At 73.2% G+C, this 13590-nt stretch carries 15 protein-coding genes and 2 pseudogenes; 9 read left to right on the top strand and 8 right to left on the bottom strand.

Going from position 1 to position 13590, the window contains the following annotated elements; all coding sequences use genetic code 11:
* Together ACFWGZ_RS32140 and ACFWGZ_RS32135 are read right to left on the bottom strand one after the other, a co-directional pair.
* A partial coding sequence (locus tag ACFWGZ_RS32140; RefSeq protein WP_382455340.1) for a hemolysin family protein occupies positions 1-935 on the bottom strand: 935 nt, incomplete at its 3' end.
* Positions 932-2230, bottom strand: coding sequence for a hemolysin family protein (locus ACFWGZ_RS32135; protein WP_382455339.1), 1299 nt, complete (start codon positions 2228-2230; stop codon positions 932-934). The genes ACFWGZ_RS32135 and ACFWGZ_RS32140, both read right to left, overlap by 4 nt.
* Positions 2231-2363: 133 nt before the next feature.
* On the opposite strand from ACFWGZ_RS32135, the gene ACFWGZ_RS32130 reads away from it, so the two are divergent.
* The gene (locus tag ACFWGZ_RS32130; protein ID WP_382455338.1) at positions 2364-2762 is read left to right on the top strand and encodes a MerR family transcriptional regulator; all 399 of its coding nucleotides are present in this window, start codon (positions 2364-2366) and stop codon (positions 2760-2762) included.
* Positions 2763-2804: 42 nt separating this feature from the next.
* Here the strand turns inward: ACFWGZ_RS32130 and ACFWGZ_RS32125 are convergent, their stop codons facing one another.
* Positions 2805-3194, bottom strand: coding sequence for an STAS domain-containing protein (locus tag ACFWGZ_RS32125; protein ID WP_382455337.1), 390 nt, complete (start codon positions 3192-3194; stop codon positions 2805-2807).
* Positions 3195-3435: 241 nt separating this feature from the next.
* Here ACFWGZ_RS32125 and ACFWGZ_RS32120 point away from each other — a divergent pair.
* Positions 3436-3693: pseudogene (locus tag ACFWGZ_RS32120) on the top strand (MerR family transcriptional regulator); the annotation flags it as partial.
* Between the two features lie 409 nt (positions 3694-4102).
* Positions 4103-4375, top strand: a complete 273-nt coding sequence (locus ACFWGZ_RS32115) for a hypothetical protein (RefSeq protein WP_382455341.1) — start codon at positions 4103-4105, stop codon at positions 4373-4375.
* On the opposite strand, the gene ACFWGZ_RS32110 is transcribed toward ACFWGZ_RS32115, so the two are convergent.
* Both ACFWGZ_RS32110 and ACFWGZ_RS32105 read right to left on the bottom strand, forming a co-directional pair.
* The gene (locus ACFWGZ_RS32110; protein ID WP_382455336.1) at positions 4347-5243 is read right to left on the bottom strand and encodes an oxidoreductase; all 897 of its coding nucleotides are present in this window, start codon (positions 5241-5243) and stop codon (positions 4347-4349) included. The genes ACFWGZ_RS32115 and ACFWGZ_RS32110 overlap by 29 nt on opposite strands.
* Positions 5244-5288: 45 nt before the next feature.
* Positions 5289-6071 carry a family 16 glycosylhydrolase gene (locus ACFWGZ_RS32105; protein ID WP_382455335.1) on the bottom strand — a complete coding sequence of 261 codons (783 nt, stop codon included), beginning with the start codon at positions 6069-6071 and terminating at the stop codon, positions 5289-5291.
* Positions 6072-6247: 176 nt separating this feature from the next.
* Here ACFWGZ_RS32105 and ACFWGZ_RS32100 point away from each other — a divergent pair, with 176 nt between their 5' ends.
* The gene (locus tag ACFWGZ_RS32100) at positions 6248-6526 is read left to right on the top strand and encodes a hypothetical protein (protein WP_382455334.1); all 279 of its coding nucleotides are present in this window, start codon (positions 6248-6250) and stop codon (positions 6524-6526) included.
* A gap of 121 nt (positions 6527-6647) precedes the next feature.
* Here the strand turns inward: ACFWGZ_RS32100 and ACFWGZ_RS32095 are convergent, their stop codons facing one another.
* Both ACFWGZ_RS32095 and ACFWGZ_RS32090 read right to left on the bottom strand, forming a co-directional pair.
* Positions 6648-7199, bottom strand: coding sequence for a sigma-70 family RNA polymerase sigma factor (locus ACFWGZ_RS32095; RefSeq protein ID WP_382455333.1), 552 nt, complete (start codon positions 7197-7199; stop codon positions 6648-6650).
* Between the two features lie 52 nt (positions 7200-7251).
* Positions 7252-7851 (bottom strand): sigma-70 family RNA polymerase sigma factor, encoded by a 600-nt coding sequence (locus ACFWGZ_RS32090; protein ID WP_382455332.1) that lies wholly within the window; start codon positions 7849-7851, stop codon positions 7252-7254.
* Positions 7852-7896: 45 nt separating this feature from the next.
* Between ACFWGZ_RS32090 and ACFWGZ_RS32085 the strand changes: the two genes are divergently transcribed.
* The 5 genes from ACFWGZ_RS32085 (at position 7897) to ACFWGZ_RS32065 (ending at position 13124) form a co-directional block, all read left to right on the top strand.
* Positions 7897-8658, top strand: a complete 762-nt coding sequence (locus tag ACFWGZ_RS32085) for a hypothetical protein (RefSeq protein ID WP_382455331.1) — start codon at positions 7897-7899, stop codon at positions 8656-8658.
* Between the two features lie 144 nt (positions 8659-8802).
* The gene (locus tag ACFWGZ_RS32080; RefSeq protein WP_382455330.1) at positions 8803-9765 is read left to right on the top strand and encodes an RNA polymerase sigma factor; all 963 of its coding nucleotides are present in this window, start codon (positions 8803-8805) and stop codon (positions 9763-9765) included.
* Between the two features lie 136 nt (positions 9766-9901).
* A complete protein-coding gene (locus ACFWGZ_RS32075) occupies positions 9902-11062 on the top strand; it encodes an acyl-CoA dehydrogenase family protein (protein WP_382455329.1) in 1161 nt (386 codons plus the stop codon).
* Positions 11063-11211: 149 nt separating this feature from the next.
* Complete coding sequence (locus ACFWGZ_RS32070; protein ID WP_382455328.1) at positions 11212-12156, top strand: DUF4436 family protein; 945 nt, start codon at positions 11212-11214, stop codon at positions 12154-12156.
* 122 nt (positions 12157-12278) lie between these two features.
* Positions 12279-13124, top strand: coding sequence for an endo alpha-1,4 polygalactosaminidase (locus ACFWGZ_RS32065; protein WP_382455327.1), 846 nt, complete (start codon positions 12279-12281; stop codon positions 13122-13124).
* Here ACFWGZ_RS32065 and ACFWGZ_RS32060 read toward each other — a convergent pair.
* Positions 13125-13590 (bottom strand): annotated as a pseudogene (locus ACFWGZ_RS32060) (NAD-dependent epimerase); the annotation flags it as partial.

Here is a 13590-nt window from a genome sequence, read left to right as displayed (position 1 = left end):
AGCGCGAGCTGTGCCCGGTCCGCCTTCATCGCGGTGACGGCGGCGGCGACCGGCATCGAGGCGGGCAGCGTGAGCACGGGGGCCATCAGCTCCCCCGCCCGCGGGTCGGTGCCCGCGGCGGTGGCGCGCATCGCCTCCCGGATGTGGACCAGGCCGACGAAGCCGCCCTGCAGGTCCTTCACCGGGAACCGCGACCGCCCGCACTGCAGGCTGCGGCGTTCGATCGCGCGGGCGGTGGTGTGCTCGGTGACCGTGGCGGTCTCCTCGATCGACACCATCACCTCGCGCAGCGTCGTCTTCTGCACCTGCAGCATCCGGGTCAGCAGCCGCTGCTGGCCCTCGGGGATGAGGCCGTGCTCGCCGGACTGGCGCACGAGCATGCGCAGGTCGTCCGGCCGGTGCGCCTGCGCGAGCTCGTCCTGCGGCTCGACCTTCATGAGCCGCAGCAGGCCGTTCGTCGTCGAGTTCAGCCCGCTGAGGACCCAGCGGACCGAGTGGGCGAACGCGCGAAACGGCAGCGCCAGCAGCAGCGCGGACTTCTCGGGGTGCGAGATCGCCCACGACTTCGGCGCCATCTCGCCGACGACCATGTGCAGGAACACGACCAGCACGAGGCTGAGCGTGAACGCGATGCCGTAGGCGACCGCGTCCGGCAGGCCGGTCAGCTGCAGCAGCGGGTCGAGCAGGTCCGCGACCGCGGGCTTGGCGAGCGCGCCGAGACCCAGGGTGCACAGCGTGATGCCGAGCTGGGCGCCCGCGAGCATGAGCGACAGCTCGCGCACGCCCGCCACGGCGGCCCTGGCCGCACGGGAGGTCTCGGCGTCCTGTTCCAGGCGGTGCCGCTTGGCCGCGATCAGCGCGAACTCGGCGGCGACGAAGAAGGCGTTGAGGGCCAGCAGGACCAGTGAGATCCCCAGGGCCAGACCGATGCTCATCGGGCCTCCTCCGGCACGCGCGAGGTCAGCACGACGGTGGCCGGCACGTTGCGCGACACCGCGCCGACCAGCAGCGTCACCTCGCCGACCTCGATCCGGTCGCCCACCTCGGCCGTGCGGCCGAGCCGGTGCAGGACCAGGCCCGACACCGTGTCGTAGGCGTCGTCCTCCGGCAGCGCGACCCCGGTCGCGTCCTCGATCTCGTCGAGGCGCATCCGGCCGGGCACCTGCCACCTCGTGTCGTCGACGCGTTCGATCGCGTCCTCGACCAGGTCGTCCTCGTCGTGGATCTCACCGACGAGCTCCTCCGCGAGGTCCTCCAGCGAGACGATCCCGGCGAAGCCGCCGAACTCGTCCAGCACGCACGCGAGCTGGCGCCGTTCGGTGCGCAGCCTTTCCAGCACCGCCGGGAGCGGCAGCGTCGCCGGCACGACCAGCGCGGTCGAGGCGATCTGGCCGATCGGGGTGACCGGGCGCTGTTCCGGCGTGAGCGTCAGCACCTCGGCCAAGCCGACCACACCCCGGATGTCGTCGAGGTCCCTGCCCACCACGGGAAAGCGGGAGTGACCGGTGTCCAGCAACTCGACCACCCGCGAGGCGGGCTCGTCCACGCGCACCGAGCGCACGTTCACCCGCGGCGTCATGGCCTGCTCGGCCACGAGCTCGCGGAAGTCGAGGCCGCGGTCGAGCAGCTGCGCCAGCTCCAGGTCCAGGTGGCCCTGGTCACCGGCGTCGCCGACGATCTGCTTGAGGTCCTCGGGCGTCGCGCCCTGCGGGAGCTCCTCCACCGGCTCGATCCCGATCGAGCGCAGCAGTTTGTTCGCCGTCGCGTCGAAGAGCCGGATGATCGGCCCCGCGATCTTGAGGTAGACGAGCGTCGAGGAGGCGAGCCACTTCGCCAGCGCCTCGGGCTTCGCGATCGCGAGGTTCTTCGGCAGCAGCTCGCCGAGCACCATCTGCACGACCGTCGCGAAGATCAGCGCCGCGGCCATGGCCAGCGGGACGCCGAACGACTCGGGCAACCCGAGCAGGTTCACGAGGCCCGTGCCGAGCAGCGGCTCGGCGACGTAGCCGACCAGCAGCGCGGTGACGGTGATGCCGAACTGGGCACCGGAGAGCATGAACGACAGCTTCTGCGTCACGCGCAGCGCGCGGTCGGCGGCCTTGTCGCCCGCCTCGCTCATCTGCTGCAGCCGACCGCGGTCGACCGCCATGTACGCGAACTCCTGGGCCACGAAGTAGCCGGTGGCGGCGGTGAGCGCCACGATCGCCAGCAGGCCGGAGAGGATCAACATGCCGCACTCGCGGCACTGGTCACGGTTCGCCGGGCTCGCCCCGGCGTACTACTGCAGCCGTCCACGTCGGCTTCATCAGGCATGTTTCCGACAGTAGCACGTGGCACTGTATGGTTGCCGATGGGAGGTGCACGTGAGCGAAGCGTTGCTCAAGATCGGCGAACTCGCCGCGCGAGCCGGCGTCAGCATCCGCACCGTCGACTACTACACGACGCTCGGGCTGATCAGTCCAGCTCAGCGGACCGCGTCGAACTACCGGCTCTACTCCCCCGCCGACGTCGACCGGATCCACCTGGTTCAACGTCTGGAAGTCCACGGAGTTCCCCTGGACGAGATCTCGACGGCGCTGACGGCGCGCCAGGCCGACGTGGCGGCGATCCTCGACCGCATCGACGTCGACCTGCAGACGCTGCAGACCGCGGCCGACGGCGCCGCACCGGAGATGCAGGGCCTGCTCGCGGTCATCGCCACGCGGGTGCACTCGCTGATCACGATCGCCCTGCAGCTGCCGCCGGACTCCTACCTGCCCTAGGACGGGGAGGAGTCCGCGCTCGGGAACGGCCGCCCGGCCCCGTCAGTCCTGCGCCGGAGCGGACGACCCGCGCAGGGCGGCGACCGCGTCGTCCGCGGTCGGGAACAACGGCAGCCGCGTGCTCATGCCGCTCGCGGTCAAGGACCTCATCACGGCCCTGCTCGCCACGACGCCGAAGGGAACGCCCTGCACCTCGGCCTCCCTCCGGACGGAGACGAGCAGGCTGATGCCGGCGGACCCGAAGAACGTCACCTCGTGGAGGTCGACGACGATTCCCTCCGGCCGGCGATCGAGCACGAGGAGGGTGTCCGCGAGCGAGGTCTTCGAGGTCTTCATGTCCAGTTCGCCGGCGAGTGCGACCACCGCGATGCCGTCGTGGTCGACGGTGCTCGAAGAGGGAAGATCAGCGGCCTCGTTCGACTGGTGCTCCATCGTGAACTCCCCTCAGCCGGCCGTGCAGCGCCGGCACGAGCCACAGCCCCGGGCCGGGGCCTGGTGACGTGCCTCTTCACATGATCGTTTTACGTCTTCCACGCTATCCGCTGCAGGACAGCGGTACAACCGTTCTGTCGCGACCACGACAGGCCTGGACCTGCTCGTGACCCGGCCGGCCGCTCCGGCGGACGGTTTCGGCCGTTGACCTTGCAGCGGCTGAAAGGTTCAGGATGCGTTCATGGACGAACGCACCGGCCTGCTCACCATCGGCGAGCTCGCCCGCCGCACCGGGGTGCCGGCGCGCACCCTGCGCTTCTGGTCCACCGAGGGCGTCATCACCCCGGCGGGCCGTTCCGCGGGTGGCTACCGGCTCTACGACGCCGCGTGCGCGGCCCGCGTGGGGCTGATCACCACCCTGCGCGAACTGGGCCTGGGGCTCGACGACGTGCGCCGGGTGCTCGACCGCGGCGGGACGGTCGCCGGCGTCGCCGCGGCGCACGTGACCGCGATCGACGCGCGGATCCGCGCGCTCAAGGTGAGCCGGGCGGTGCTGTCCACCGTGGCGAAACGCCGATCCACCCTCGAGGAGACCGCACTGATGAACCGCCTGGCACGCCTGTCCACCGCCGAACGCACCGAGATCGTCGACGACTTCAAGGCCGAGGTGTTCGGCCGGCTCGACCTGGACCCGGCTCTGCGCGACCGGGTCGCCGCACTGCGCATCGACCTGCCGGACGACCCCGCACCCGACCAGGTCGACGCCTGGATCGAGCTGGCGGAACTGCTGCAGGACCCGGGACTTCCGGGCGCGGCTCGGCACGTTCCTGGAGCTCACCACCCCCGCGCCCGGCCGCACGGCACCGCCCGGCGCGTCCATCTGGTGGGCCCGCCAGATCGTCGGGGAGGTGGCGAAGGCCAGGGCGGCGGGCGTGACACCGGACGGTCCCGCCGGTGCGGAGCTGGTCTCGGCGCTCGTCGGCGACGCCGACCCGCGGGAGGTGCTGACGTCCCTGGAGGCGGGCCTCGACGCGGGCGCGGAGCGGTACCGCCGCCTCGTCGGCCGGGTGCGGGGCCAGGACTCGGCGCCGGACGCCACCGAGGACCTGCGCTGGCTGGCGACCGCGCTGCGGCTGCTCGCCGAGGCCCGGTTCAGGACCTCGCGAGCGGCGGGAACGTGACGCCGGTGAGCCGTTCCGACTCCTCCCACAGCCGCCGCGCCAGCACCGGGTCGCTGGCCGCGGCCGACCGGCCGACCAGCGCGGGGTGGCCGTGCAGCTCGAACCGGCCGTCCGGGCCGACGTAGCTCGCGCCCGGCAGGTCCTGGGTCGCCGCGTACAGCGACGGCAGCGCGCCCTCCAGCTCGGTCTGCGCGAGGTAGCGGCCGGCCAGGTGCACGATCTTGACCAGGTGCTTGTTGCGCCCCTTGGTCCCCAGGTTGGACGCGGTGTAGCCGGGGTGCGACGACAGCGCGCGCACCCGTGACCCGGCCTCGCGGCACCGCCGCTCCAGCTCCAGGGTGAACAGCAGGTTCGCGAGCTTCGACCGGCCGTAGGCCCGCACCGGGGAGTAGCCGGAGCGGGCGAAGTCGAGGTCGTCGAGGTCGAGCACCCCGGCCCGGTGCGCGCCGGACGCGACGGTCACCACCCGGTCGGTGATCGAGGGCAGCAGCAGGGTGGTCAGCGCGAAGTGGCCGAGGTGGTTGGTGCCGAACTGGAGCTCGAACCCGTCCGCGGTGTGGCCGTGCGGGGTCATCGCCACCCCGGCGTTGTTGACCAGGACGTCGATCTCGCCCTGCCAGCCCCCGGCGAACGCGCGCACCGACGCGAGGCTCGCGAGGTCGAGCTCGCGGACCTCGGTGGTGCCGCGCATGGCGGCCGCCGCCCGTTCGCCGGCGGCGACGTCGCGCACGGCGAGCACCACTCGCGCTCCGGCCGCGGCGAGGGCTCCCGCGGTGCCGCGGCCGACCCCGCTGGCCGCTCCGGTCACGACCGCGGTGCGGCCGGTCAGGTCGGGGAGGTCGCTGGCGGTCCACCGGTTCCTGGTCATGATCGCCAGCTTAGGCCCCCGCGGGCCGCGCGACCGGCGGGCCGCTCAGGCCCTCGTCCGTCCGATGTAGACGTTGCGCGCCCGGTAGAGCGTCTCCGCCGTCGGCCCCGGGCTGCCGGACGAGCCCTCCATCTGCAGGTTGAGGATCACCCACAGCGGCTTGCCGGCGAAGTTGCGCGCCGAGTGCTGGGCGACCCACCGGCCGTCGAGGTAGTAGTGGATGTCGACGTCGGTGGCGTTGACCTTGGTGATCCAGGCCCGGTAGGTGTGCCAGGAGCCGGGCGAGGACACGCCGACGACCGAGCTCGACACGTCGCTCGAGCTGCGGAAGGTGTTGAACCAGTTCCGGTTGTCGCCCTTGAACTCGAGGACGTCGCTCTCCGGCGGCCAGCTGTTCACGCCGGTGAGCCAGAAGGCGGGCCAGGTGCCGCGGGCGGAGGGGGCCTGGAACTCGCCCTTGACCTCCCAGTTCGGGAACTGGTCCGTCACGACCACGTGTTCCTTGGCGTGCACGGCGCCGGAGTGGTAGCGGATGGGCAGGTGCGGGTCGGCGCCGCTGGTGCCCTCGTCCCAGGTGATCCGGGTCGCCTTGATCGTGAGCACGCCGCCGGACAGCGACACGTGGTTGTGGTCGGAGGCGCTCGCGTACATGCGGGCGGAGCCGTTGTGGTCGGAACCCCACGGGTAGCGGTAGTTCCACTCCGACTCCAGCGCGCCGTAGCTCCCGAAGGAGCCCGGGGTGATCACGTCCTCCCACGCGGCGGCTCGCGCGGGGGCCGGCAGGCCGCCCGCGAGCACGAGGACGAGGGCGGTCGCCGCGGTTCTCATGTCCGCACTGTGGGGCAGGCGGTCGTGGCGGCGCAACGATTCCGGCTGTTCGACGGCGGTTTCGAATCGAACGGCGGCGCTGTCGCGCCTGGTGGGAGGGACCGGCCACGAACGGCCGGGCCGTGGCCTGTCCCCCGGCGGCCCCGGTGGGCTGTGATCGAGGCGGGAGGACGCACATGGCCACCGGACCGGAACGATCACGACGGGCTGCCAGGGCGGCGGCCGGCGACCCGCGGCGCTACCGCGCCGTCCTCGACCAGGTCCACGCGGACTTCCTCTGCGGGCTGGACGAGCCGGACGGCGTCACCCGCGGGCCCGGTGCCGGGGAGGTGGTCCTCACCGCCGCGGCCGTCGCCTACCTGCAGGAGCTCCCGCCGGGCTGGGACTGCCACGTCGACCGCGGCGCGCGGTGGATCCACGTCGAGGGGGCGCCGCACCCGCCGACCCCGCTCTGACTCCCCGGTGTCCGCCGACGTCGTGCCGGTCCGCGACGACCTCGATGCCATCGCGGGCGCGGCCATGTAGCTGTTGGTCGTCGCGAACAGCCCGCGGCTGCGCACGGCCGGGTGACCGTGCTCAGGACACGCGCCGGCCCGTCCGGTCGTCCTCGATCGCGGTGACGAGGTCCTCGCGCGCCCTGGCGACCCGCGACCGGATGGTCCCGACCGGGCAGTCGCAGACCTCGGCGGCATCGGCGTAGGACAGGCCCAGCAACTGGGTCAGCACGAACGCCGTGCGCCGCTCGGGGTCGAGCGAGCCGACGAGCTCGGTCAGCACGACGTCCTCGGCGAAGCCCGGCTCGACCTGCTCCGCGACGTCCGCGCCGTCGTGCGGGCGGGGCCGGGAGCGCAGGGACCGGATGTGGTCGGCGACCACCCGCCGTGCCACGGCGAGCAGCCAGGTGCGGGCGGGTGAGCGGCCCTCGAACCGGGCCAGCGCCGGCAACGCCCGCAGGTAGGTCTCCTGGGCGAGGTCGTCCGCGAGCCGCACGTCGGCCGCGAGGTGGGCGACGAACCGCCACACGTCGGCCTGCGTGGCGCGCACGAACGCCTCCGCGGCGGCACGGTCGCCCGCACGCGCCCGGAGCGCGTAGCCGGTGATCTCAGCGTCGTCGCGGCGCACCCTCATGTCCGGGCTTACGGACCGGACCGCGCCGCGGTTCACCGGGGACCCCGGCGTCTCAGCCGGTCTCGCTGGCGTCGCTCCCGGCGGCCGCGAGCAGGTCCTCGCGCGCCCGCGCGACGCGCGAGCGGATCGTGCCGATCGGGCAGTCGGCGACCTGGGCCGCCTCGGCGTAGCCCAGCCCGAGGACCTGGGTGAGCACCAGGGCCTCCCGGCGTTCGGCGGTGAGCCCGTCGAGCAGCAGGTTCAGCTCGACGACGTCGGTGAAGCCGGAGGAGACGCCCCGCTCGCGGTCCACCGCCCGCACCCAGTCGACCTCCGGCGAGACGCGGGGCCGCGACCGCGCCCTGCGCACCTGGTCGACCACGACCCGGCGGGCGATCGAGAGCAGCCACGTCGTCGCCGAGGACCTCGCCTCGAAGTACCGCAGGCCCGACAGCGCGCGCAGGAACGTCTCCTGGGTCAGGTCGTCCGCCACGCCGACGTCCTCGAGGTGGGCGACGAACCGCCACACGTCGCGCTGGGTCGCCCGGACGAACCGCTCCAGGGCGTCCCGGTCGCCCCCGCGGGCCTGCACCGCCCAGCGGGTCACCTGGTCCTCGGAACCGTTCACGACTCCGAAGCGTAACGGGCTGGTCCGCGGCGGCCGACCGGCCATTCGGACCGATGCCACTCGCAGATCGCCGGGAACCAGGAGGGCCGGATGAACGACAATGTGTACGTGGACTGCAGCAGCTGCCGCGAAGCCCTGTCCGCGCGACTCGACGGGGAAGACGAGGGCGTGCCCGCCGACGAGGTGGATGCGCACCGGGAAACGTGCACGTCCTGCCAGGAGTGGCACCACGCCACCACGGCGCTGACCCGCACCCTGCGCGTCCGGCCGGCCACCCCGGTGCCGGACCTCACCGCCGCGATCGTCGAGGCCGCGCCGCCGATCACGCGGGTGGCGCCGCGCGGCTGGCTGCCCCGCACCCTGCTCGGCGGTGTCGCGGTCGCCCAGCTGACGCTCGGTCTCGCCCAGGTGCTCGGCACCGGCTCGTCCGCGCACACCGGGCACCCGGCCGGCGCCGACACCAGCCACCTGTTCAACGAGAGCACGGCCTGGAACCTCGCGCTGGGCCTCGGTCTGCTGTGGACCGCGCTGCGCCCCTCCGCCACCGCGGGCATGGTGCCCGTCACGGCCGCGTTCGTCGCGGTGCTGATCCCCTACTCCGCGAGCGACCTGCTCAGCGGCACCGCCACCGCGGGCCGCGTGCTGTCGCACTCGTTGCTGCTCGCGGCGCTGCTCCTGCTCGTGCTGACGCACTTCCGCCACCGCGGTCCCGGCGGCCGCGCGTCGGTGCGGGACGGCGAGTCCGACGACACCGGCGGCTCCGGCGACTCCCCCGCACCCGTCCAGCCCGGGGACGGGCCCGCCGCCCGGCGCGTGCGGCTCCGCCCGGTGAGCCGGCGCCACGTCGCCTGATGGTGGCGCTGTGAGACGCGCCACCCGAGATGGTCCACCTGAGACGGGATTGACGGCATTCGGCGGTAAGTAGGAGTCCGATCTTCATGCGTGGATGAACGCGAGCCGGACCGGCTCGCCCCGCAGGACAATCGGAGAGCTCCCATGGGCACCCCCGGCCCCGACACCCGCGTGGACGCGGAACTGGCGCACGCCGCGCAGGCGGGCGACGTGAGCGCGCTCGGCACGCTGCTGACCCGCCACCGGCCCGCGCTGCTCGCGATCGCCGTCGCGATGCTCGGCCCCGGCCCGGACGCCGACGACGCCGTGCAGGAGACGTGCCTGGTCGCCCTGCGCCGCATCGGCGACCTGCGCGACCACGCCGCGGCGGGCTCGTGGCTGCGCGCGGTGGCCCGCAACGTCTGCCGGATGCGGTACCGGTCTCCGGTGCACGCACCGCTGGGCACCGGGCTCGCCGAGGTGCTGCCCTCCGCCGAACCGGACCCCGCGCAGGTGCTGGGGCAGGTGGCGACGCGGGACTGGCTCTGGCACGCGATGGAGGAGCTGTCGCCGCCGTTGCGCCTGGTCCTGGTGCTGCGCCACTTCAGCGGGGTGACGGCCTACGAGGACATCGCCGAGGCGTGCGGCGTGCCCGTCGGCACCGTGCGCAGCAGGCTGCACGAGGCGCGCGGCAAGCTGACGCGGGCCCTCCTCGCGACCGCCGACGACGCGCACGGCGACGTCGGGCGGCTCACCGCCGAGCGCCGCGGTCACGTCCAGGACCTGCTGCACGCCCTGCGGCACGGCGACCTCACCGCCACGCTGGCGACCGCCTGGCTGCCGACCGTCGCGCTCTCCGGCCCGCGGGGCATGCGGGACGAGGGGTACGACCTGCTCGTCCGCGGCCTGGAGAAGGACCTGGCCGACGGGGTCGGGCACCACCTGACCACCGTCGTCGCGAGCAGCGACCTGACCGTCTGCGAGTTCGACCTGGCGAGCCCGCCCGACGACCCGCTGCACTGCCCGCCGGGCGTGGCCTGGGTGCTGCACCTGCGGTCCGGCTGGGTGGAACGGGCCCGGCTGGTCCACGCCCGGCGGCCGGTTCCAGAGCCCGCGCCGATGGCGTGACCCAGGACACAGCGCGATCTCCGAACTTCCGGCCGGCCTCCCGCATCTGGTGCGCGAGCGCACCAGATGGACCACCGGGCCGGCTCCCGCGGTGGCGTTCCCGCCGGGCCGGCCACCCGCACCACTCGGAGATGTCATGCCGTCCTGCCCGCAGCCCACCACGACCCCCGACGAGCTCGTCGAGGCGCTCCGGCCCGTGATCGAGAAGTACCGCGACGAGGCGGACGAGATCCGCAGGCTCCCGGACGAGCTCCTCGGTCACCTGCGCGACTCCGGGGCGTTCCGCCTCACGACGCCGCGCGAGCTCGGCGGGTTCGAGCTGTCCCTGACCGAGACCGCGGCGCTGCTCGAGCGGCTCGCCCGGATCGACGGCGCCACGGCCTGGACCGCCTGGAACTTCAACGCGGGCTTCAGCGCCGCGTTCCTGCCCGAGGAGAGCGTGGAGCGGATCTGGGCCGACGGGCCCGACCCGCTGATCGGGCACTCGAGCCAGCCGGGCCGCCTGGTGCCCGACGGCGCCGGGTTCCTGCTCAGCGGCGAGTGGAAGCTCGTCAGCGGCGCCGACTCGGCCCAGTGGCTCGCCCTGCTGGCCGTCGTCGTCGAGGACGGCCGCCCGCGGATGACCGCCGCCGGTCCGGACGTGCGCTTCTGCCTGGTGCCGCGGTCCGCCGTGCAGGTGCGCGACACCTGGCACAGCACGGGTTTGCGGGGCACGAACACCAACGCCGTGGTCGCCGTGGACGTGCCCGTGGACGCCGCGATGATGGTGTCGCCGGGAGCGCCCGCGCGGATCAGCCGCCGGCGCTACCGCGTCGCGGCCGCCGACCAGCTCAGCTCCGGCGCCGCGGCCGTGGTGCTGGGCATCGCCCGGGCGGCCGTCGACGAGGTGGCCGCGCTGGCGCACACGCGGACCGGGCCCGACGGCGTGCCCGTCGCCCGGCAGCCCCGCGTCCAGGCCGCCCTCGGCCAGGCCGCCACCCGCGTGCACGCCGCGCTGGCGTTGCTGCGGACCGCACTCGACGGGCTCGACACCGCCGCGGGACAGGAGCGTCCCGCGACCGAGGCCGAGCGCGCGGCCCTGGGCGGCGCGTTCGCCCACGCGGCCGAGACCGCGCGCGCCGTGCTCACCTCGATGTACGAACTGGCGGGGTCGACCGCGCTGTACGAGTCGAGCCGGGTGGGCAAGCTGCTGCGCGACGGCTATGCCGCCGCCCAGCACGCACTGCTGTCGCCGGCGAACTACGAGGCGGTCGGCACCGCGATCGCCGGAGCGTCCGCGCCGGACAGGGCGGAATGAAGTTGCGTCCGCACCTGCCGTCCATTTGAGACTCGCTTGCGCCGTCGTTCACCGAAGTGCCACTATGAGTAGGAGTCCTACTTAGTTGGACCGAATCGCGCACTTCTCACGCGCACACCCTGTTTTGTTGGTTCGAAAGGGATTTTGTGATGAGCACCGAGCTGCGCCCACGGCGGAAACCCGCCCTGAAGCTCATCGGGTTCGTGCTACTCCTCGCACTGGTCACGGCGGGGAGCCTGATGGTCTACCTCGTGGAGCGCGACCGGGGCCAGCGGGAGATCGTGCTGGGCGACACGACCTCGGCGAACCGGCTGGACGTCAGCGTCTTCGTCCAGAAGACCGACGCGGTCCTGCAGGAGATCTCGGCCCAGGTCGAGGTGTCCCCGCAGGGCGCGCTGGCCGACGCGAACGGCCTGCCGGCCAAGGACGTCACCCTCTACACCAACGGCGTCAAGGGTGACGTGCTGCCGTTCAAGGCGGGCAAGACGCCGAGCGTCGCCGACCTGCGGGTGGCGATGAACGAGGGCGTGATCACCGACTACCCGTTCGACTCCTACGAGGTCGACTTCGGCTTCGCCGCCGAGGTCGACGGCACCGCGGTGCCGGTCACCGTGACGCTGGTGAACGCGGACTCGTTCTTCCGCCTCACGCTCGTGCGCAACGAGACGACCAACGACGCCCTGATGTTCTCCGCCGCGGCGGAGCGGTCGGTGGGCACGTTCGCGTTCGCGCTCTTCATCATGGTGTTCATGTGGTTCCTGAGCCTCGCCGCGGTCATCGCGGCGTGGTTCGCGATGAAGGGGCGGCACGGCCTGCTGTGGCCGTCGATGAGCTTCATGGGAGCACTGCTGTTCGCCCTGGTGCCGTTGCGCAACGCGGTGCCCGGTCAGCCGCCGGTCGGCTCGGTCGTGGACTTCGGGGCGTTCTTCCTCGCCGAGGCGCTGATCTCCCTGTCGCTCATCACGACGGTGGTCGTCGGCTACCGCGTCGAGCGGGCCAAGGAGCGCGAGAAGGCCGCGGCGGAAGCCGCGGAACGGGAGTCGATCCCGGCCGGACCCGGTCCGCTGGAGCCCGTCGGTTCCCCCGGCCGCTGACCGCTGCCGCGGTGGGGCCACGCCTGCGTACGAGGTGTGGCCCCACCGAACCGATCACCACGAGTGTCCACTTCGGATCCACACGTCGTCCGGACAGGACTCACCTCGGTACAGTCGGCCCCATGTCCTCCCCCGTCCGCGCGGTGATCGCGATAGCACTCGCCGCGGCCGTCCTCACCGGGTGTTCCGCGGAGGAACCGGCCACCTCCGGCGATCAGCGGCCCGGTTCCGGCGCGGCCGTGGCGCTCCCGCCGGCCGGCGCGGTGCTCGACTACCAGCTGGGGGCCGCCTACCCGCCGCCGAGCGGGGTGACCCTGGTGACGCGGGACAGCACCGCCGCACCCGCGGCCGGCCTGTACTCGATCTGCTACGTCAACGGTTTCCAGTCACAGCCCGGCGACCGGGACGTCTGGCTGACCGAGCGCGCGCACCTCGTGCTGCGCGACGCCGGCGGGCCGGTCGTCGATCCCCAGTGGCCGGACGAGTTCCTGCTCGACGCCTCGACGGACACCCAACGCGCCGACCTGGCCCGCATCATCGGCGCCACCGTCGACCAGTGCGCCGACAAGGGCTTCCAGGCGGTCGAGATCGACAACCTCGACTCGTACCTGCGGTCCCGCGGCAAGCTGACCGCCGACGACAACCTCGCCTACGCCAAGCTCCTGGCGGACCGCGCCCACGCCCGGAACCTCGCCATCGGGCAGAAGAACTCCTCCGAGCAGGCAGCGCGCGCTCGCGCCGAGGTCGGCTTCGACTTCGCGGTCGCCGAGGAGTGCCACCGATGGGAGGAGTGCGCCTCCTACACCGAGGTCTACGGCGCACACGTGATGGACATCGAGTACACCGACGACCTGCGCGGGTCGTTCCGGGACGTGTGCGCCGACCGGGATCGCCCCGCCACCACCACCCTGCGCGACCGGAAGCTCGTCGGCCCCGGCAGCCCGGGACACGCGTTCGAGCACTGCTGATCAGCCGACCTCGGCGCGGACGGCGGTGTCGAGATCGGTCGCGGTCAGGCCGAACGTCCGCGCCGTCTCCGCCGCGTCCACGTGGAACGGCGCGTACCACCGGTAGTCCATCTCGGCCACCTCCCGGGCGATCGGCACGACCAGCCCGGCCACGCGCATCGCGAAGCGCGGCAGCCCGACCAGCCTCACCGGCGGCCGTCCCGCCGCCACGGCGTAGCGCCGCGCCAGTTCGCGGAGGGTGACGTCGGGCGGCGACGGCACGTGCCACGCGCGGCCCCACGCCCGTTCGTCCCCGGCGAGCACGACGAGCGCCCGCGCCATGTCCGCGTTGACGGTGAAGGTGTGCGGCATGTCCGGGTGACCGGTGACCCAGGCCGTCCGCCCCGTGCGCAGCGCGGGTTCGATCAGCAGGGGGTAGACGCCGTTGGCGCCCCTGCCGACGTAGTCGGCAGGGGCGGACCTCGAC

The sequence above is a fragment of the Lentzea sp. NPDC060358 genome (assembly GCF_042725365.1).
Lineage (GTDB): Bacteria > Actinomycetota > Actinomycetes > Mycobacteriales > Pseudonocardiaceae > Lentzea.
This window is presented reverse-complemented; position numbering and strand designations above follow the sequence as displayed.

Excerpts from the sequence above, each read along its gene's own strand:
- ACFWGZ_RS32135 (WP_382455339.1), bottom strand. The coding sequence starts at position 2,230 with ATGTTGATCCTCTCCGGCCTGCTGGCGATCGTGGCGCTCACCGCCGCC.
- ACFWGZ_RS32125 (WP_382455337.1), bottom strand. The coding sequence starts at position 3,194 with ATGGAGCACCAGTCGAACGAGGCCGCTGATCTTCCCTCTTCGAGCACC.
- ACFWGZ_RS32110 (WP_382455336.1), bottom strand. The coding sequence starts at position 5,243 with ATGACCAGGAACCGGTGGACCGCCAGCGACCTCCCCGACCTGACCGGC.
- ACFWGZ_RS32105 (WP_382455335.1), bottom strand. The coding sequence starts at position 6,071 with ATGAGAACCGCGGCGACCGCCCTCGTCCTCGTGCTCGCGGGCGGCCTG.
- ACFWGZ_RS32100 (WP_382455334.1), top strand. The coding sequence starts at position 6,248 with ATGGCCACCGGACCGGAACGATCACGACGGGCTGCCAGGGCGGCGGCC.
- ACFWGZ_RS32095 (WP_382455333.1), bottom strand. The coding sequence starts at position 7,199 with ATGAGGGTGCGCCGCGACGACGCTGAGATCACCGGCTACGCGCTCCGG.
- ACFWGZ_RS32090 (WP_382455332.1), bottom strand. The coding sequence starts at position 7,851 with ATGGCCGGTCGGCCGCCGCGGACCAGCCCGTTACGCTTCGGAGTCGTG.
- ACFWGZ_RS32085 (WP_382455331.1), top strand. The coding sequence starts at position 7,897 with ATGAACGACAATGTGTACGTGGACTGCAGCAGCTGCCGCGAAGCCCTG.
- ACFWGZ_RS32080 (WP_382455330.1), top strand. The coding sequence starts at position 8,803 with ATGGGCACCCCCGGCCCCGACACCCGCGTGGACGCGGAACTGGCGCAC.
- ACFWGZ_RS32075 (WP_382455329.1), top strand. The coding sequence starts at position 9,902 with ATGCCGTCCTGCCCGCAGCCCACCACGACCCCCGACGAGCTCGTCGAG.
- ACFWGZ_RS32070 (WP_382455328.1), top strand. The coding sequence starts at position 11,212 with ATGAGCACCGAGCTGCGCCCACGGCGGAAACCCGCCCTGAAGCTCATC.
- ACFWGZ_RS32065 (WP_382455327.1), top strand. The coding sequence starts at position 12,279 with ATGTCCTCCCCCGTCCGCGCGGTGATCGCGATAGCACTCGCCGCGGCC.